Origin of the sequence: Bacillus sp. FSL R9-9530 (assembly GCF_038008145.1) — a bacterium.
Lineage (GTDB): Bacteria > Bacillota > Bacilli > Bacillales > Bacillaceae_G > Bacillus_A > Bacillus_A mycoides.
Map to the genome: position 1 here is coordinate 272,183 of NZ_JBBOYO010000001.1, position 21,079 is coordinate 293,261.

The 21,079-nt window shown below is 31.9% G+C and carries 18 protein-coding genes; all 18 read left to right on the top strand.

Annotated elements, in window-relative coordinates:
• Window positions 1-27: 27 nt before the first annotated feature.
• The 18 genes from MKX66_RS01285 to MKX66_RS01370 all read left to right on the top strand — a co-directional run bounded on the left by MKX66_RS01285 (window position 28) and on the right by MKX66_RS01370 (window position 21,069).
• Window positions 28-1,185: a glycosyltransferase family 4 protein gene (locus tag MKX66_RS01285; protein ID WP_215590083.1), complete on the top strand. Its 1,158-nt coding sequence runs from the start codon at window positions 28-30 to the stop codon at window positions 1,183-1,185.
• The gene (locus tag MKX66_RS01290) at window positions 1,170-2,279 is read left to right on the top strand and encodes a glycosyltransferase family 1 protein (RefSeq protein ID WP_215590082.1); all 1,110 of its coding nucleotides are present in this window, start codon (window positions 1,170-1,172) and stop codon (window positions 2,277-2,279) included. Before MKX66_RS01285 ends, MKX66_RS01290 begins: the two co-directional genes overlap by 16 nt.
• A 5-nt stretch (window positions 2,280-2,284) precedes the next feature.
• Entirely contained in the window at window positions 2,285-3,178 is an 894-nt protein-coding gene (locus tag MKX66_RS01295; RefSeq protein ID WP_002128603.1) for a glycosyltransferase family 2 protein, read from the top strand.
• Between the two features lie 35 nt (window positions 3,179-3,213).
• Window positions 3,214-4,275, top strand: coding sequence for an EpsG family protein (locus tag MKX66_RS01300; RefSeq protein WP_215590081.1), 1,062 nt, complete (start codon window positions 3,214-3,216; stop codon window positions 4,273-4,275).
• Window positions 4,276-4,310: 35 nt separating this feature from the next.
• Window positions 4,311-5,483, top strand: coding sequence for a glycosyltransferase family 1 protein (locus tag MKX66_RS01305; protein WP_341085327.1), 1,173 nt, complete (start codon window positions 4,311-4,313; stop codon window positions 5,481-5,483).
• A gap of 119 nt (window positions 5,484-5,602) precedes the next feature.
• Entirely contained in the window at window positions 5,603-6,811 is a 1,209-nt protein-coding gene (locus MKX66_RS01310) for a glycosyltransferase (RefSeq protein WP_061674188.1), read from the top strand.
• A 63-nt stretch (window positions 6,812-6,874) separates the two neighbouring features.
• Window positions 6,875-7,843 (top strand): polysaccharide pyruvyl transferase family protein, encoded by a 969-nt coding sequence (locus MKX66_RS01315; protein ID WP_215590078.1) that lies wholly within the window; start codon window positions 6,875-6,877, stop codon window positions 7,841-7,843.
• Window positions 7,844-7,886: 43 nt separating this feature from the next.
• On the top strand, window positions 7,887-9,155 hold the full coding sequence (locus MKX66_RS01320) for a hypothetical protein (protein WP_002128600.1): 1,269 nt from the start codon (window positions 7,887-7,889) through the stop codon (window positions 9,153-9,155).
• Between the two features lie 18 nt (window positions 9,156-9,173).
• On the top strand, window positions 9,174-10,733 hold the full coding sequence (locus MKX66_RS01325) for a lipopolysaccharide biosynthesis protein (protein ID WP_215590077.1): 1,560 nt from the start codon (window positions 9,174-9,176) through the stop codon (window positions 10,731-10,733).
• A 334-nt stretch (window positions 10,734-11,067) separates the two neighbouring features.
• The gene (locus tag MKX66_RS01330) at window positions 11,068-13,302 is read left to right on the top strand and encodes a right-handed parallel beta-helix repeat-containing protein (protein WP_341085330.1); all 2,235 of its coding nucleotides are present in this window, start codon (window positions 11,068-11,070) and stop codon (window positions 13,300-13,302) included.
• A gap of 616 nt (window positions 13,303-13,918) precedes the next feature.
• Window positions 13,919-14,524, top strand: a complete 606-nt coding sequence (locus tag MKX66_RS01335) for a sugar transferase (protein WP_085312159.1) — start codon at window positions 13,919-13,921, stop codon at window positions 14,522-14,524.
• The gene (locus MKX66_RS01340; RefSeq protein WP_215590076.1) at window positions 14,511-15,488 is read left to right on the top strand and encodes an ATP-grasp domain-containing protein; all 978 of its coding nucleotides are present in this window, start codon (window positions 14,511-14,513) and stop codon (window positions 15,486-15,488) included. The genes MKX66_RS01335 and MKX66_RS01340 overlap by 14 nt, the downstream gene beginning before the upstream one ends.
• A gap of 1 nt (window position 15,489) precedes the next feature.
• Window positions 15,490-16,185 (top strand): HAD family hydrolase, encoded by a 696-nt coding sequence (locus MKX66_RS01345; protein WP_341087575.1) that lies wholly within the window; start codon window positions 15,490-15,492, stop codon window positions 16,183-16,185.
• 30 nt (window positions 16,186-16,215) lie between these two features.
• The gene (locus MKX66_RS01350; protein WP_341085332.1) at window positions 16,216-17,379 is read left to right on the top strand and encodes an aminotransferase class I/II-fold pyridoxal phosphate-dependent enzyme; all 1,164 of its coding nucleotides are present in this window, start codon (window positions 16,216-16,218) and stop codon (window positions 17,377-17,379) included.
• Between the two features lie 292 nt (window positions 17,380-17,671).
• Entirely contained in the window at window positions 17,672-19,609 is a 1,938-nt protein-coding gene (locus MKX66_RS01355) for a lasso peptide isopeptide bond-forming cyclase (RefSeq protein ID WP_215590074.1), read from the top strand.
• 15 nt (window positions 19,610-19,624) lie between these two features.
• Window positions 19,625-19,750 (top strand): paeninodin family lasso peptide, encoded by a 126-nt coding sequence (locus MKX66_RS01360; protein ID WP_002087908.1) that lies wholly within the window; start codon window positions 19,625-19,627, stop codon window positions 19,748-19,750.
• A 76-nt stretch (window positions 19,751-19,826) separates the two neighbouring features.
• Complete coding sequence (locus MKX66_RS01365) at window positions 19,827-20,798, top strand: aldolase (RefSeq protein ID WP_215590073.1); 972 nt, start codon at window positions 19,827-19,829, stop codon at window positions 20,796-20,798.
• Complete coding sequence (locus MKX66_RS01370) at window positions 20,761-21,069, top strand: lasso peptide biosynthesis PqqD family chaperone (protein ID WP_215590072.1); 309 nt, start codon at window positions 20,761-20,763, stop codon at window positions 21,067-21,069. The genes MKX66_RS01365 and MKX66_RS01370 overlap by 38 nt, the downstream gene beginning before the upstream one ends.
• Window positions 21,070-21,079: the final 10 nt, after the last annotated feature.

Here is a 21,079-nt window from a genome sequence, read left to right on the forward strand (position 1 = left end):
AAAAATTATATAAGACGGGTGCGTGGGATGGTGTCTAAAAAAGTTCTGTTTTGTGCAACTGTAGATTATCATTTTAAGGCTTTTCATTTACCGTATTTGAAATGGTTTTCAGAACAAGGATGGGAAGTACATGTTGCAGCGAATGGGAATATACATCTTCCGTACGTAACTCGAAAATATAATATTCCTATTCAAAGGTCACCTCTTAGTATACAAAACATCCACGTATATAAAAAACTAAAATCAATTATTGATCAAAATAAATATCATATCATTCATTGTCATACGCCTATGGGAGGAGTAATTGCTCGTTTAGCTGCTCAGAAAGCCAGGCGGCAAGGAACGAAAGTCGTATATACAGCACATGGATTTCACTTTTGTAAAGGATCACCGTATATGAATTGGTTGCTTTATTATCCGATTGAAAGAATTCTAGCTTCTCATACGGATTGTCTAATAACAATTAACCAAGAAGATTATGATTTAGCAGTTAAACATCGCTTTCCAGTGAAAGATATTAAGCTAGTTCACGGTGTAGGAATAGATGTACAACGGTTTACTCCTGTAACTGAAATTGAGAAACGAGAATTAAAGCTACAATGTGGCTATAAATCACAAGATTTTTTAATGTTTTATGCTGCTGAATTTAATAAGAATAAAAATCAAAGCTTTTTAATCCGTGTATTAGCACAATTGAAAAATGAAATGCCACATGCGAAGCTTTTGCTTGCTGGAGAAGGACCGTTAATGGAAGAGTGCAAAAAAATAGCGACTCAACTAGGCGTGAGTAATATGGTTCACTTTCTTGGTTATAGGAATGATATAGCCTCTTTGTTACAGATGTCTGATCTTGCAGTTGCATCGAGTTACCGGGAAGGTTTACCAGTTAATATTATGGAAGCTATGGCTTGTGGACTTCCGGTTATCGCTACGGACAATCGGGGACATAGGGAGCTAATTATTAGTAATAAAAATGGTTGGATTATAGATCGTGATGATATAAAGACGATGTCTGAAAGAATAAATACTATTTCTAAAAATACTAAATTACAAGCTCAGTTTGGACAGTGTGGACGTACTATTATTACAAGTGAATATTCAGTTAATGAAGTGTTGAAAGAGAAAAAAGAAATTTATACAACATATATGGATGGAATGGAGGATTTAAATTGGGCACTCCATTGAGAGTATTACATGTAGTCGTAAATATGAATAGAGGCGGAGCCGAAACTTTAATTATGAATTTATATCGCAATATAGATCGTTCCAAAGTTCAATTTGATTTTTTAACATGTAAAGAAGGAGTGTTTGATGAAGAAATAGTAAAGTTGGGCGGAAAAGTTCATAGAATTCCATATGTTACGGATGTTGGTCATAGAGGCTATATAAAGGCATTAAATACCTTCTTTAGCTCTCATCCGCAATATAAAATCGTTCATTCACATATGGATAAAATGAGTGGATTGGTACTTCGTTCAGCTAAAAAAGCAAGGGTGCCAGTTAGGATTGCACATAGTCACAATACTAGTAGTGAAGGTGGTGCTACTGCAAAAATCTATAAATGGTATGCAGGAAAATCTATAGGTACATGTGCAACGCATTTGTTAGCATGCTCAAATGCAGCTGCGAGATGGTTATTTGCAGATAAAGCTGATACAGCCAAAATCTTAAAAAATGGAATTGATTGTGATAGATTTTTGTTCATTCCAGAAATGAGAAAACATGTAAGAGAAGAATTACAGCTTGAGCAAGACGCTCTTGTTATTGGCCATGTTGGAAGATTTGCTCATCAAAAAAATCATGCTTACCTTATAGAATTATTCGCGCAGTTAACTCGATTTAGGCCGAATTCAATTCTTTTATTAGCTGGCGAAGGGCCACTTCGTATGGAAATTGAAAATCAAGTGAGGGAATTAAATTTGGAGAAGCATATAATGTTTCTTGGGATACGAGCTGATATAGAAAGGATACTTCAAGCATTTGATGTATTTGTTTTTCCATCCATACATGAGGGATTGCCACTTACTCTCATAGAGGCGCAAGGAGTTGGTTTGCCTTGTATTATATCGGATGCTATTACGAAAGAAGTGGATTTGGGAATGAATCTAGTTGAACATGTTCCTCTAGCAGATAAAATGGCTTGGATAGAAAAAATGAAAAATATAGAAATTAGTAATTTTCCGAGGGAAATACCAGCTCAAGTATTTTGGGAGAAAGGCTACGATATAAAACATACGGCAGAATTAACTCAAGACTATTATTCCGTACTTTCGAGGTGAGTAATTTGGAGAATTTAACGATTTTCACCCCTACTTATAATAGAGCATATTGTCTTACAAATTGTTATGAGAGTTTAAAACGTCAAACATGTAAGAATTTTATTTGGTTAATAATAGATGATGGATCTAGTGATAACACAAAAGAATTGGTGGATAGCTGGATTGCTGAAAAATATATAAAAATTATGTATCATTGGCAACAAAATCAAGGGATGCATGGTGCTCATAATACAGCATACGAAATGATTGATACGGAGTTAAATATTTGTATTGATTCTGATGATTATATGCCAGACGATGCTGTAGAAAAAATCCTTTCTTTTTGGAGTAGATATGGGAATGATGAAGTGAGTGGGATAATTGGATTGGATTTGTATACAAATGGGCAAATAATTGGCTCAAAGTTACCAGAAAACCTTAAATATTCCACGTTGTTTAATCTTTACAACAAACATGGTGTCACAGGTGATAAAAAATTGGTCTATCGCACAGAATTGACTAAGAAATATCCATACCCAATTTTTAAAAATGAAAAATATGTTGGGTTAGCATATAAATATTATATGTTAGATCAGCAGTATGAGATGTTACTGATGAACGAACCTCTTTGCTATGTTGAATACATGCCTGACGGTTCATCAATGAATATGCTAAATCAATATCGTAAAAATCCAAGAGGTTTTGCTTTTTATCGTAAGGAACTTATGAAATTACCATTTACTAATCGAGTATTCAAGTATAGGCAAGCTGTACATTATGTATCTAGTAGTTTTATAGCGAAAAATAAAAGATTTATGCAAGAGTCGCCATGCAAAGGTCTTACGATTTGCGCATTGCCATTTGGAGTTATTCTTTATAGTTACATTACAATGAAAACAAGAATGGAAGTAAATATATAGGGATTTACTTAGTAAGTAAATGAGAGGACATAATAATGACTATACTTTGGATGAATCTTTTTATCGTATTCATACTCGCATTTTTTGCAAGGTATTTTGCTATACCTGTAACTAATAATTTTACATTGATAAAGCCAAATAGATTATTGGTTTTAATGGCGGCTCTATCACTTGTATTGGTAGCGGGACTTCGGAATAATATTGGGGATACTTATTTTTATATGCATGCATATAAAATAACGGAGTTTAATTGGGAGTATGTTCAAACTAACAAAGACATGGGCTTTAATATTTTTCAAATGGTTTTGAAAAAATATGCGGATGATCCTCAAGTAATGGTTTTTACTACAGCATTGATAACAAATGTACTCATTGTAGCAACACTATATAAATATTCAAGACTAATTGAATTAAGTTTATATGTTTATATGACGTCGGGTATGTATTTAACATCAATGAATGGGATTAGGCAATATTTAGCCGCTGCAATTATTTTTGCTGCCACAAAATATATTTTTGAAGGAAAATGGAAAAAATATATGGCAATTGTATTATGCGCATCAACATTTCATGCAAGTGCATTAGTTCTTATGCCAATCTACTTTTTTGTAAGAAAAAAAGCCTGGTCAGGAACGACATATTTGCTTCTTTTTTTAGCAGTATGTGTAGTTATAGGTTTTAATCAGTTTTCGGAAGTTTTATTTTCGGCAATTGGAAATACTCAATATGGTCAATATAAGGAATTTCATGAAGGTGGTGCCAATATACTTAGGGTTGCTGTGAGTATAGTGCCAATTATACTGGCTTACCTTGGGAAAGATAAAATGAGGGCGTTATTCCCTGAAAGTGATTATATTGTAAATATGTCTATATTAGGTCTTGTTTTTATGATTATTTCAACACAAAATTGGATATTTGCTAGATTCTCCATATATTTTGGATTGTATCAGTTAATATTAATTTCTTGGGTTGTGAAGTCATTTACAGATAAAGATCAAAAGTTGATTTATTATGCAGTTCTAGTGTGCTATTTTATTTATTTTGTATATGAACATGTAATTACTCTGGGAATTATCTATAAGAGCAACCTACTTTGATAATAAAGTGCAAGATGCTGGGAGAGGATTGTTAAATGGGGATAGATTCTAAGCTTAGACCTAAAAATAAAAAGAAGGTTTTACACATTGTCAGCGCTCTGAATCGCGGGGGAGCTGAAACGTTACTAATGAATATATATAGGAAAATAGATAAGAGGCAGCTTCAGTTTGATTTTGTATCTCATCGAAATGAGAAAAATGATTATGAAGATGAAATAATGGCGTTAGGTGGGAGAATATATAAGGTACCTAGTTTAGGACAAATAGGACCTTTTTCCTATGTTAAAGAACTTGTGAAAATTATGTCGGATAATCAATATGAAGTTGTACATGCACATACGGATTATCAAGGTGGTTTCGTTGCTGTAGCGGCAAAAATAGCTGGTATAAAAAAGAGGATTTGTCATTCGCATAGTAATAATTGGCCACAAGACTCTGGAATAAAAGCAAGAGTTATCCTAAAGGTTTTGCAATCTATTATTAAATATGCTGGAACTAATTATTGTGCGTGCAGCGTTGAAGCAGCACGTTTTTTATTTGGCGAAAGGATGCTTCATAGTGAGAGGATAGAACTAATTAAAAACGGTATAGATATTAATCAATTTACTGATATAGACGCTGGGAGTAGTGTCAGCGTAAGAAGGGAACTTAATATACCGAATGCAACAAAATTAATAGGACATATAGGAAGTTTTTCAGAGTCAAAGAATCAAATTTTTATCCTAAAAGTTTTAAAGAAAATTTTAAAACGAGATTCAAATTTTGTTGCTATTTTAGTAGGAGATGGCCCGTTAAGGGTTTCTATTGAATTAAAAGCAAAGCAATTAGGGATTTTTGAAAATATTAGATTTTTGGGGGTTAGGAAGGATATTCCACGACTCATGAAGAGTTTTGATGTTTTTATTTTTCCTTCTTTGTTTGAGGGGTTTGGTATTGTAACTTTAGAAGCGCAATCTGCAGGTGTACCATGTGTTGTAGCAGATACGCTACCTAATAATACTGATATGGGGTTAGGGATAATGTCATTTGTTGACTTAGATGAAGAAATTGAAATATGGTGTAAAGAAATTTATAAAGCCTTGTTAAAAGAAAGACCTGACAGGGAATTCATAATTAACAATATATCGAAATTAGGCTTTGATATTAACGATAACATCTACGAGTGGCTATCGTTATATGGAATTGTGCGCAAGGAAGAAATAGGATAATCTAATTTATTTTCATTTTATATGTCTGATGTATAAGGAGATTTGTTGAGCGTAACAGCAAAATACAAATATAAAATGAGGAAGAGAAATCAATAATAGATTTTGTGAGGTATCCTATAATGAAAAAGAAAAGAATATTAATTACATCTTTTGATATGGAAATTGGTGGAGTAGAAAGAAGTTTGATTGGTTTATTAAATACAATTGATTACAGTAAGTATGATATAGATTTAATGTTATTTAAACATGAAGGTGGATTTTTCTCTTTACTACCTAAAGAGCCGAATTTATTAGAGGAATTGCAACAATATACTACTTTTAGAAAATCAATTAAGCAGATATTACAAGAAGGGCATTACTCAATTGGGATTACTAGGATAATAGGGAGAATTATGGGCGTTATGCATGGGCGATATGTAAATAGTAAAGAACCTGGATACTTCGTCATTCAATATGGATGGAGAATATCTCTTCCATTTCTTCCAAAGTTGAGAGAAGAGTACGATGTTGCGATAAGTTTTTTATGGCCGCATTATTTTATAGGGGATAAAGTTCGAGCGAAAAGAAAAATTGGGTGGATTCATACTGATTATTCGAACATACAACTTAACAAAGAAATGGAATGTAAAATGTGGAGGGAAATGGATGATATTGTGGCGGTTTCCGAAAGTTGTAGAGATACATTCCTGAATAGTCTGCCTTATATTAATAAAAAGGTGCAAGTGATAGAAAATATAATAGATTCTGAATTTGTTCGCGAACAATCTAATGAAGGAGATATTACTCAGGAAATACCAATAAATAGAGAGCGAATCAAGTTAGTTACTGTTGCTAGACTTTCTCATGCTAAGGGAATTGATGACGCTATATATGCGCTTAGAAAACTATTAGATCAAGGGTATGATATCGAGTGGTACATAGTTGGATATGGGCCTCAAGAAGCGGAACTTAAATTGTTGATAGATAAATTAGGACTTCAAGATGAATTTGTTTTACTAGGTAAGAAGATTAATCCGTACCCGTACATAAAAGCATGTGATATTTATGTACAACCTTCTAGATACGAAGGGAAGGCAGTAACAGTTCGGGAAGCGCAAATTCTTAAGAAACCAGTATTAATAACTAATTTTTCAACTGCCAAAAGTCAGCTGGAGAACGGGGTAGATGGATATATTTGTCCAATGGGTATAAAGGGAATTGTCGAAGGAATAAAAAAAATGATTGATGATGTTGAATTCAGAAGTGAAATTGTTAATAATGTAAGCCAAAAAAATTATGGTAATGAAATAGAAGTGGAAAAGATATATAGGTTAATTGAATTAGAATAGATTAAGTTATAAAACTAAAAAATCTTTTACTATTTATAAAAGATACTTGGGGGAATTATTTTTATGGAGAATGTTTTAGTATTAGATACATCGGTAGGTTCTCTTAACAAGGGTGACGATATAATAATGAAGTGTGTAAAGCATCATCTTTCTGATATAACTAAAAATGCATATGTTTTAACATTACCTACTCATGTTTCACCTTTTCATTGGTACCAAGTAGCGAGAAAATCAAATAGGGTAAAGATTTATAGTGATGCGAAATATAAGTTTGTAGGTGGTTCGAATTTGCTAGCAATGGATATGTTTACGCACTTTCCGCAGTGGAATATTAATATATTTAATTATGGTCCTTTAAAGGGGAGTATTCTGGTTGGAGTTGGTGCAGGAAAAGGGAATAAAATAAATCCCTATACAAAAATGTTATATAGAAAAGTTTTATCACATGAATATATACATAGCGTTAGAGATGAAAGAACAAAAAAAATTTTAGAAGAAATGGGCTTTAAAGCTCTAAATACTGGTTGTGCAACTTTGTGGTCTTTTACGCATGATTTTTGTAGGGGAATTCCAAGTGGAAAATCGGAATCGGTTGTTTTTACACTAACCCATCATTATAAAAATCGTGAAAAAGATCAATTATTGATAGATACACTTAACAAAAGTTATGAAAATGTCTATTTTTGGATACAAGACGCTGATGATTTTGAATATTTAAAAACTTTAGAGGGTATACAGGACATAAAAATTATACCTCCTACTATAGAGGCGTATGAAAAAATCCTAAATACAGCCGTCGATTATATTGGAACACGTTTACATGGCGGCATATTTGCTATGCGTCATAAAAAACGTGCAATAATTATCTCCATAGATGAAAGAGCTAAGGGGATGGGCGAAACGTATAATTTAAATCTGATTGATAGGGAAGATTTAAATAATCTTGAAAAAATGATAAATTCAGAGTTTATCACGGATGTTCAAGTGAATTTTGATGTAGTAAATCAATGGTTAAAACAGTTCTCTAATTAATAAATGTACTTTGATAAAAATGGCGATTTATTAGGAGGCTCAAATGAATAGTATAATTCTCGATAAAATTGTCGTAAGAAATAATAGAGTTGATTATTCTTTTAGTATTAAGGGGGATTTACAAAAGTATTTTAAGACAAGTAATCATATGTTTCTTGAATATAACTATGATGTATCTGATATCCCTTTAAGTATTTTGGCTATTCCGTTTGTTGCAAATGTAGTTCCTCTTGTATGGATTACTAATTCAACAATAGTAATAAATGAACTAGATAAATCTTTTTATATTTGTTTAAATAATATAAAAAATGCATATCAAAACATGTTTCCTGGTGTGAAATTTAAAGGATCCGTGGATGTAGGAGAAATTATTGATAATGTTTACATTCCGGAATTTGAAGCGGCATCTTTATTTAGTGGGGGATTAGATGCACTTACTACATTTATAAGAATAAAAGATAAAAACCCCTTGCTAGTTACTGAATATGGATGGCATGAAAATGAAATAGAGGGTAGTAAAGTATGGGAGGCAGATAAAGAAAATGCCATAAATTTTGTAAAGGATAATGGACTAGAAAATATTTTTATACAATCCAACTATGGGACCTTTATAATTGCAGGGAACATTGACCATGATTTTAGAGAAAAGTTAAACGATACATGGTGGCATGGATTGCATCATGGTCTAGCAATAATATCTGCAGCTATTCCAATAGCTTTTAAACTTAAGATAAAATGTATATACATTGCAAGCTCTAATTCTCCATTATATCAAGTTACTTGTGCATCTGATCCAACTGTGGATAATGAAATAAAATATGCATCTGGAACAGTATTTCATGATGGATACGAACTTACTAGGCAAGAAAAGATTAAAGTTGTTGTGGACCATTATTCAGCTAGTAAAGAACCTGTTAATATCAGGGTATGTTTTAAAAATGAAGAAAATTGTTGTAAATGTGAAAAATGTTTAAGAACAATTATGGGAATTATTGCTGAAGGGAGAGATCCTCGTGAATATGGTTTTAATATTCCAAGTAATCTTTATCAGTACGTTAAAACTTCTTTAAATAGTGAGGTGAAGTTTTTTACTAATACATTCATTGAAATGTATTGGAATTTAATCCAAGTGCGAATGAAACAAAATTGTGATTGTATTACAGATAAAAATTTACTAAATTGGTTTCTAGATTATGATTTCAAGGCGCAACGAAGAAAAGCGTTATTAAAATACAGGATAACAAAGTTTTTCCCTATTTTAAAGAGGAAGATTAGTGCCAAATTTAGTAGAGTGGGTACGCAAAACAACTAAAATATAGAAGGTATTACGATGAGAATACAAAATTCCTTAAAAAATATTTTATTCGGTTTGTCTGGACAAATAATTAGTATTGGCATGGGATTTGTTGTTCGAACTGTTTTTATTTATACACTCGGTATAGAATATTTAGGTGTGGATGGGCTTTTTACAAGTATACTATTGATGTTTTCCCTAGCTAATTTAGGCTTTGATACAGCTATAATTTATAGTTTATATAGGCCATTAGCTGAGAAGGATATCTATAAAATACAGGCATTAATGAATTTATATCAAAAAGCATACAGATTAATAGGAGTAGTAGTTTTATTATTAGGGTTATCTCTATTACCATTTCTTGATTATTTAGTGAATGCAGATACTATGATTAAAGACATTAACATTATCTATCTTTTATTTTTAATAAGTTCGGTGTCCTCATATTATTTTGTATATAAGCAATCTATTATTATTGCTGATCAAAGTAACTATATCATTTCTAAAATACACACTTTGTTCATAATTATATCTAACGCATTACAAATTGTTTTATTAATAATTATTAGTGATTACATTGTAGTACTGATAGTTCAATTAACATTGAAAGTAATTGAGAATGTATATATTGCAAATAAGGCAAATAAATTATATCCATTTTTAAAAGAAAAAAATAATGCGAAATTATCTAAGGCAGACAGACGAGAGTTTTTTGAGAATTTGTATTCCTTGTTACTATATAAAATTAGTGGTGTAGTAATTAATGCAACAGATAATATAATTATATCGAAATTCATTGGAATTATTTGGGTTGGTGTGTATTCAAATTATTTGTTGATCTTAAATACATTAAATACCTTATTAGGCTATTTGTTTTATTCTATCACTGCTAGTGTTGGAAATTTGAATGTGAAAGAAAATGCAGAAAAAAAATATTTTATTTTTCGTGTAATTAACTTTTTTAATTTTTGGATATATGGATTTTGTACAGTTTGCCTTTGGAATTTGATAAATCCATTTATAACACTCTGGTTAGGTGAGGAATATGTGTTTAATAAGTATGTATTATTTTTCATATTACTTAATTTTTTCACTTCAGGAATGCAAAATACAACTACAATTTTTAGAGAAACCACAGGTTTATTTAAAAAAGGGAAGTATAGACCTATCATAGCGGCAATTATAAATATTGTAGTTTCTATAATTCTCGCGAAACAAATAGGAATAGCAGGAGTGCTTTTAGGGACTGTTATTAGTAGATTATGTACTTACTTTTGGTATGATCCTTATATTATATTTAAAATGATTTTTAAAAAATCTGTAAAAGTATATTTTATTAGATATATTTTGTTTGTAGTGCTTGTATTATTTTCTGTTATAGCAACGGATTTTATTGGTTATATTTTTCACATAAATATATTTATGGACATGGTAATACGTAGTATTTTGTGCCTGATTATTCCGAATTGGATCTTTTGGATGGTATTTAAAGAGGCGGAAGAGTATAGATATTTCCTTAATTTAACCCGAATATTAATAAAAAAAATAAAGTCGAAAATATTAACTCGGAAAGTTTCGAATGATAATTATCCATAAATTATTATTTTATTTTTTCCATATCACAGTAAAGAATGTTTTATTTACGGAAGAGATTTTAGGTTGTTCTGAAAATAATAGTAGGGGAGTTATGTATAAAGAGCATAGTGTCTTTTTAATAAAATTGTAAGTTTAAATAGTATAAATAAAATGGTATTGAAATAAAAACAGCTAGTAAGAATAGATCTATTTAGGAAGGAGAAAGGAATTGTGAAAAGACTTTCTAAATAATGGATCTCTAAAAACAATAAAAAGTGATGTTACTTCTCTTATATCCAATCAATTTACCTTATGAAACATAAGATGTAGAAAAGCAAAAAAGAGGTGTGAATTGATGTGGAGAAGAAGGGATAATCTTGGGAATTTGAATGATTTAGATTTGGTGTCCAAGCCTCCTTTTCATAATGACATTTTAACTTATGATAGTACGCAATTAAAATGGATTCCAAAATCATTTGAAGCTACAAATTCTACAAGTATATATGTATTAGAATTAGATAGATGGGATGTTAAGAATGATGGGACTGATGCTATCAATACTTCCAAAGGTATTAATAATGCTTTAGTTTGGGCGACTCAACAAGGTTATACGGAAGTTGTGTTACCTAGAGGAATATATTTGATTGATAAACAAACACCCATCGAACCACCAAGTCATTTAACTTTGAATCTAAACGGTTCAACATTAAAAATGGAAACAAATAATTTGACTGGATATGCAATTATAAGTTTTCGTAGAAATCAAGTATATTCTAGGATAACAAATGGTATTATCCAAGGAGATAGATATACACATGATTATTCTAGTGGGGGAACACATGAGGCAGGGTACGGCATTGAATTGGGGAGTTTTACTCCACCTGCTGATGGGGGGAACAATACACGGTTTGTATCTTTAGATAATCTAGATATTTTAGATTGTACAGGAGATGCCATTACACTGAACAGTACTTTTGGGCAGATTTCACCTTTTCCTACAGCATTAGCAAGTTCATTTGAACAGGGAGCAATTAATACAACAGATGGTTCATTAGTAAGTAGTACAACAAAGATACGTTCCAATTTGCAAATTGATATGACCCAAGTGGCTATTGTAAAGTATGGTTACTTTGGATTATATGGAAATGGATTTGGAGCATTGGGTTCTGAAATAAAATGCGATTATTATGATGTCATTTTTTACACTTCAAATAATATATTTTTATCTTCAAAAACCAATGTACAATTCTTTGATGAAGTAGAAGTCCCTAATGGAGCAAGTTATGCTAAAATTGTTTTGCATCAAGGGAATGTTCCTGCTCCTGCAAATTGTTTAATAAATGTTCGGGTGCCTTCTTTTTCACAATATACTTATATAGAAAAATGTAATTTACATGATTGCCGTAGACAAGGGATTAGTGTATGTGGGGCAAAGAATGTATATATTCGAGATAATGATATTCATCACATCGCAGGTACCAATCCACAAAGTGGACTAGATATTGAAGATGGATATGATTTAAATCAATATATATACATTGAAAGAAATAATTTTCATGATAATAAAAATTATAATATTATTGTTGTAAATGGGAAATTTATCTATATATCGAATAATTCTATTATGAATACCATTTCAAATGCTTATGTTGGGCTATCTATTAATGGTGGTGCAGATAGGGTAATCGTAACAGGGAATAATATCCGATTAACCAAGGTCTCTTTGTTAGGAGATGTTATTTTTTCCAATAATTATGTATACGGAGCGCAAGTAAATGTTCAAGGTGTATATGTAAATCGACCTATTAATATATTAGATAATATTTTTTCTAATAGTAAAATGATTATTGATACCCCCTTTCCATATGCGGTTAAAGTTGATTCCTGTCGCTTTATAAACGATGCAGATAAACTAAATTCCTTGTCATCATTGTATCAGTGGACATTAGAGATGAAAAATGAGCCGCAAACTATCTCAAATTGTATATTTGAAGGACAAGACGTTTTGTATTTAAATTATGTACCAGTAGGAACAGTTAAATCAGGATGGATATTTGAAAATATTATATTTAATAATGTTAAAAACCCAACCTTAGTTGCAGGGACATATACAAATTGCTTTTTTAAGGACGTAACCTTTTTGGGGATAACAAGTACAGGAAGCACTTTAGAATTAAAAGATTGCAAGTTCTTTAGTATAGATAGAAATAACACGTTATTTACAGTGAATAACCTCAAAGCATTCAAGATGATGGATTGTCATATAGAAAAACCAAATGGTACGGTCTTGAATATTCAAAATGTATCTGATGAAATAGTGTTAAGGGGAAATACTATAAAAATTACAAATGATACTCTTCAGAGAGCTATTATTGTTTTGGATGCAGCGTTTACTGGTAAGCAAGTGATAATTCAAAATAATATTATAAATTCCACAAATTTGATGCAAGTTGGGATAGATAATAGAACAACGAGTATTACACCCCTAGTAGTAATTCAAAACAACGTGTTGAATAATGCGAAAATTACAATTACAGGGAGGGAATTTCTGCAAGGGAATATAGTTAATGGTGTAATAGATCCAAATTAATGCATGGTGATAATTAAATTTGAATAGTTTCAAAAAATTATGAGAAATGAAGTAGAGTGGCTCTTAATAAATATGTCCATAAGGTATTATATAATGGTACATGGAAGGATTTTGTCCAATGTAATTATTCGAAATAGTCTAATTCCTAATAGATAATAGGTTTATTGACTTTTAGTTACTACTATAGAATAGAGAAAAGCTATTATGTTTTTTATAAACATAATAGCTTTTTATTATTACGTTAACTGCATACTAAAAAATAGTGTGTAGGAGAATTTTTAAATAATAAATGGATTTTTTAATATACTACTAAGCGTTGTTTATAAAACTGTGTTTGTGAATATATTTTTTGAGATTTTTACAGTGTGTAATAGTCTCTTGGATAAGCATTTGAAAAAATATATTTTGCACCTATGTGTATTGCTTTCTTCTACTTATTAAGTTTTAAAGCTGTGTACTATAGAAAATGTTTGCAGGTGATAAGTAAAGAGAAATTGAATACAATTCTTTAATTACAACTTAAGAATACTTGATTTCAATCCGTAATGAATACTTTTTAGATTATTTAACTTTGGAAAAGCATTTGTAATAATTTAAGATGGGGGAATGATTGGTAATGAAGAGACTGTTTGATATCTTTATTTCTTTATTATTATTAATTTGCTTTTTTTTCGTTATTCTTTTAGTAGCAATTATAGTTAAAACTCAGATAGGATCACCCATTTTATTTAGACAACAACGTCCAGGGTTACATGGAAAACCTTTTTATCTTTATAAATTTCGTACGATGACCAATGAGCGAGATAGTAATGGGGAGCTGTTACAAGATCACGCTAGATTAACTAAAGTTGGAAAATTTCTTAGAAAATATAGTTTAGACGAATTACCACAATTAATAAATGTGCTAAAAGGTCAATTAAGTTTGGTGGGCCCCCGCCCATTATTAATAGAATATATGCCTTTATATTCGAAAGAGCAAGCTAAAAGGCATAATGTAAGACCCGGAATCACTGGATGGGCTCAAGTTAATGGAAGAAATAGTATCTCATGGGATGAGAAATTTAAATTAGATGTATGGTATGTTGAGAATCAAAGTTTTCTTTTAGATTTGAAAATTTTATATCTAACTTTTAGTAAGGTTTTAAAGTCGGAAGGGATAACAAATAATAAGCATGTGACTATGCCAGTTTTTAAGGGGGGAATCGAGCATGGGGGGGAATAAAATGAATATTTTGTTTACTAGCTCTGGTAGGAGGGTCACCTTAATTAAAAAATTTAAGGAAGTACTTAAACAAGAAGGAATCAAAGGAAAAATCTTTACTGCAGACTTAAAAGAAACTGCTCCCACCATTTACTTTAGCGATAAGCATTTTATTGTTCCGCGTGTAAATGAAGAGGGATATATAAATGAATTATTAAAAATATGTAAATCTGAAATGATAAATCTAATAATTCCGTTAATTGATACAGAATTAACCCTTATGGCTAATAATTCGAAGGTTTTCGAAGGTATTGGTGTAAAAGTATTAGTTTCTAGTATGGAATTAAATAAGATTGCTAATAACAAAAAATACACATATAACTTTTTTGCATCTAATAATATACTAACACCTAGAGTATATAGTGATGAAGAGATTGGAAGAAAAGAATATCAATTTCCACTATTAATTAAACCTTATGATGGCAGTTCTAGTAAAGGTGTAACAAAAATAATGAATGAAAAGGAATTGGAATTTTTTAAGGATTATATACCTAACGCTATGATACAAGAGTACGTTTCAGGAGAAGAATACACTATAGATGTCATGGTAGATTTCTGTGGGAATATAAAAACAATCGTTCCTAGATTGCGTATAGAGACACGAGCAGGTGAGGTAAGTAAAGGTATGACCAAGAAGGATTTTGATATCATCCAAGCAGCAGAAACTGTAATAAAAGCTCTTCCTAATCCTATTGGGTGTATTACTTTACAATGTTTTAAAAAGGAGGATGGACAAATTACGTTTATTGAAATAAACCCTCGTTTTGGAGGAGGAATACCACTATCAATAGAAGCAGGAGCGAATTTTCCACTTTGGACAATTAAAATGTGTCAGGGGGAAGTCTTTATAGATAAGGACTTTAATTGGAGAGAAAATTTAACAATGCTTAGATATGATGAAGCGGTTTTTATGGAGAGTATTTAAGATGATGATTAAAGCAATTGTTTTTGATATGGATGATACTTTATATAAAGAGAAAGATTATGTTGTAAGTGGTTTTAAAGCAGTGGATAATTGGATTAAAGAGAAGTATAAGAAAACCGGATTTTATAATATTGCAATTCAATTATTCGATTCGGGGGAAAGAAGGTTCGTGTTTAATGAAACACTAGAAAAGTTAAACATTCCTTACGATGAAAAATTGATTAGTAATTTGATAGAACAGTATAGGTTTCATAAACCAGATATTCAATTGTTGGATGAAGCAGATTGGGTACTAAATAATTTAGTTAATACCGTTAAAATAGGACTTATTTCAGACGGATATTTAGTTGCCCAAGAAAAGAAAATTAATGCATTAAAGTTAAAAGAGAGATTTCATTCGATAATTCTCACTGATGAGCTGGGAAAAGAATATTGGAAGCCGAGCCAAATTCCTTATGAAAAAATAAGTAAGGAACTACAGGTGCCTCATCAGCAATGTGTCTATATAGGAGATAATTTAAGTAAGGATTTTATAACAGCCAAGAAATTGAAATGGTTAACGATCCATATTAATAGAGAAGGTGGAATTCACCATAATCTTATAGTTGAGCAAGCTTATAAAGCACATTATACAATTGATAATTTAAGGAGATTATCTGATATATCTGTATTAAAGCATATGTTTTTAGATACATAGTATTTAAATATGTATAAAGGATGTGTTTACATGCACACAGTTCAGCATAAAAAGCGAATTTACCTTTCCTCTCCGCACATGAGTAGGAATGAACAAAAATATATTCAAAATGCATTTGATACAAACTGGATTGCCCCTCTTGGCCCAAATGTTGATGGATTTGAAAGAGAACTTGCATCTTTTGTAGGAGTGAAAGGTGGGGCTGCAGTTAGTTCAGGTACGGCTGCTATTCATTTAGCTTTGCAATTATTAGATGTCCAAAAGGGAGATACAGTGTTTTGTTCAAGTTTTACTTTTGTAGCGAGTGCGAATCCGATTGTTTATTTGGGAGCTGAACCAGTATTTATTGACTCAGAACCGGAAACATGGAATATGTCACCGAATGCATTGGCACATGCATTGTATGAAGCTAATAAAGTGGGGAAATTACCAAAGGCTATCATTCTTGTTCATTTATATGGTCAGAGTGCTAAACTAGATGAAATTCTTTCACTTTGTAATCAATATAATGTTCCTATAGTTGAGGATGCAGCAGAATCTCTTGGATCTACATATAAAGGAAAAGCAAGCGGTACATTTGGGAGGTTTGGGGTTTATTCATTTAACGGAAATAAAATCATTACAACTTCAGGTGGTGGAATGCTAGTTTCTAATGATGTAGAAGCATTAGAAAGAGCGAGGTTTTTAGCGACACAAGCAAAGGATCCAGCTCCACATTATGAGCATAGTGAGATAGGATATAATTATCGAATGAGTAATATTTTAGCTGGTATTGGTAGAGGACAATTAGAAGTGTTAGAAGATAGGGTGAGAGCTAGAAGATTTATATATAAACGGTATTATGAAGCGCTATCTCACATGCCAGGATTTTATTTTATGCCTGAATTAGAAAATACTCGCTCTAATCGTTGGCTTACTACATTGACAATTGATGAAAAGGAATCCGGGATCTCTATTGGGAAATTGTTGAGAACTTTAGCAGAAGAGAATATTGAAGCGCGTCCTATGTGGAAGCCACTTCATATGCAGTCGCTCTTTAAAGAGAAGAAGTATTATCCGCATAGTAAAAATGAAGATGTGTCGCATTCCTTATTTCAAAGTGGAATTTGTTTGCCTTCAGGATCTAATATGTTAGCTGAAGATCAACAAAGGGTAATTCAAAGCATTTTAAAAGCAGTAGAATGGAAGAATTAAAAGAAAAGTAAGTAAAATTGGAATTAGATTTGTATATGTAGCACTATTTGTTCTTTATAGTGAATTCCAAAGGGGATTGTTTGGGAACATTCAGTTTCAATTGATATAAAAAAGAGATGATTATAGGTTTTAAATATTTATATCTTAGTCTGTAAGTAAATTAAAGCATGTAATTCAGAAAGTAATAAAACAAATAACTTTGTTCGTTAAAAAGAATGATAAAGGGGTATGTTTAACGAATTTAATATATAAATAGTATTTGTAGTGACTTTCTATATATTAGGAGGAAGAAATGAGCGCTATAACTGGTATTATTCACTTTACTAATGAACCTGTATCAATTGAACATGGCACACGATTAATGAGTGATTTACAAAAGTACCCTGCTGATGATATTCAAATATGGCATAAAGAAAATGTTTTTCTAGGATGTCACGCACAGTGGATCACACCAGAATCTGTTGGTGAACAATTACCCTTTTATAATTACGAAAAGCAACTGGCAATTACAGTAGATGCTATTATTGATAATCGTAATGAGTTATTTGAAAAATTACAAGTGAATTATGCAGATAGAAAAAACATGACAGATAGTGAGTTGATTTTACTCTCTTATCAGAAATGGGGGGAAGCGACTCCAAAATATTTGGTAGGCGATTTTGCCTTTATGATTTGGGATGAGAAAAAACAAACCCTTTTTGGAGCCAGAGATTTTTCGGGAAGCCGAACCCTTTATTTTTATCGTGGTGAGGAAAAGTTTGCTTTTTGCACTATTATAAATCCGTTATTTACTCTACCATATGTTGAGAAAAAATTGAATGAGCAGTGGATTGCTGAATTTTTAGCTATACCTGTAAATTTCGAATCAGTAGATTCACAGCAAACAGTTTATAAATATATAGAACAGGTGCCTCCATCACACACTATTTCGGTAAAGAATGGCAAAGTTAATTTTTCGCGATACTATACACCAACTACTGGGAAAATGCTTAATTTAAAATCAAATGAAGAGTATGAAGAGGCATTTCGAGATGTGTATCAAAGTGCAGTGAAGGCACGTTTAAGAACACATCACAAAGTAGGAGCTCATTTGAGCGGAGGGCTAGACTCTGGTTCTGTCGTTAGCTTTGCTGCTAAGGATTTACGTGCTGAAAATAAAAAATTACATACGTTTAGCTATGTCCCAGTAGAAGGGTTTGTAGATTGGACACACAAAGGTAGGATAGCCGACGAAAGACCATTTATTCAATCAACTGTAAAGCATGTAGGGAATATACAGGATTATTATTTAGAACTGCCGGAGAGAAGCCCACTATCGGAAATTGATGATTGGCTGGAAACAATGGAGATGCCATATAAATTTTTTGAGAATACTTTTTGGTTGAGTGGAGTTTATGAAAAAGCATCTCAGCATGGAATAGGGGTACTCCTTAGTGGTCAAAGAGGTAATTGGACAGTATCGTGGGGGCCTATTTTAGATTATCAGGCAATGTTGTTAAAAAAGCTACATTGGATGCGTTTTTATCGTGAACTATATTTGTATAGTAGAAATCTAGGCGTGAAAAAATCACGTGTTTTTGAAGTGGTAAAAAGAAAGGCATTTCCATTTTTACATCAGTTACTTTCTTCAGAGGAACAAGATGTTTTTCCTAGGATAATCAATCCGGAATTTGCAAAAAAAATGAATATTTTTGATAGACTCAAAGAACAGGATATTGATATAACAGGTACCTCTATCTCAAATGCATATGACATGAAAAGAGAACAGTTTGAAAAAACATATTATTGGAGCATAAATGGAACGTATGAAACGAAATTATCGTTACGTTATGCTTTATGGGATCGCGATCCTACAAATGACTTACGGATTGTTCAATTTTGTTTGTCAGTCCCGGAAGAACAGTATGTTCAAAATGGTGTAGATCGATCTCTTATTCGGAGAGCTACAAAAAATTTACTTCCTGATAAAGTACGATTAAATCAACGGGTTCGGGGTGTTCAAGGTGCAGATGGTGTTTACCGTATGGCTCCTTTTTGGAATGAATTCATTGAGGAAGTTGAAGAACTTAGTGTAGATCCAATAATCTCTGAATTTCTAAATGTAGAGGTAATTAAGAAAGCTATCTCGAAAATTTGTAAAGAACCTCGACCAGAGTATGCATTTGATCTAGATTTTAGAGTTTTAATGCGCAGCTTAATCTTCTATCGATTTATAAAAAAATCAATATGAAAGGAGGTGATACGTATGAAAAAGGAATGGAAACAACCTGTATTAGAAGTACTTAATATTAATATGACTATGGCGGGGCCTGGACATAAATATCCTGACTCGATTCAACCTGATCCAGATGATCCGGTGAAGTATAGTTAAGTCACTGGAAAATAAGCTCTTATATAACTTTGTTATATAAGAGCTTTCAAAAAATTGACAATGTGGGGTGAATAGGATGATCAATTCTATGGAGAATGTGTTATACAAAGCCTTCGGGTTAAAAATAGTAAGTGAAATCCCATTACCCGAATTGTCTCAGCTGAATGAAAAGAAAGAAATGGCGGATGTTCAAATTGAAATAACGGATTTATCTGAACAATGGGATAAATATAGCGAAGAACAGCAAAAAACAATTGTAGTGGAAGATGATGTAGTGATGTTTCATGTTCCTCAGACTGCAATATTTTCTGTCCAAGCGGGCGAGAAAATTATTTTTTCACCTATGCCAGGGGCGGAAGAAAATAAAATCCGACTATATATTCTGGGGACTTGTATGGGTGCACTTTTAATGCAACGCAAAGTACTTCCGTTGCATGGAAGCGTAATTGCTATAGAAGGGAAAGCATATGCTCTAATTGGTGATTCAGGAGCCGGAAAATCAACTTTAGCCTCGGCTTTTTTAAGTAAAGGATACCAATTTTTAAGTGATGATATAGTCGCTGTGTCTCTTTTATGTAAGAATACCCCAATAGTCCATCCATCTTACCCACAACAAAAATTATGGAAAGAAAGTTTAGATGAGTTTGGAATGGGAATAACGCAATATAGCTCTTTGTTTGAAAGGGAAACGAAGTATGCTGTTCCTGTGAATTCTCAATTTTTTCCTGAGCCTTTACGTCTTGCTGGTGTTATTGAATTAGTAAAAACACAGGGGAAAGATATAGAGATGACTCAGATAGAAGGGCTTACACGTCTGTTTAAATTATACCGACATACTTTTAGGAGCTCTTTGATTTCTAAATTAGGATTGATGGAATGGCATTTTGAAACTTCATCTGATATTGCAAGTGGAATGGAAATGTTTCAAGTAAGCCGCCCGGCTTCAAGATTTACAGCGCATGAGCTTGTGGAAGTTATTTTAAATACTATACAGAAAGGGAGTATGGTTGATGGTTGTCCACTCGAGAAAAATATCATTAGAACATAACGTTGTCCAAAGTAAGGGTAATATAGTAAGCGATATGGATGGAGAAAAAGTTATGTTAAATGTCCAAAAAGGAAATTACTATAACTTGGGTGAAATAGGCGGAGAAATATGGGAGCTTATTGAAAATCCAGTAATAATTAATCAGCTTGTTACTATGTTAGTATCTAACTATGATATTGAACGAAAAGATTGTGAAGAGCACGTTCTTTCCTTTTTAGAGTGTTTATTTCAAGAAGGTTTAATTCAAATAAAAGATCAATCTAATAGATAGATTCGCAATT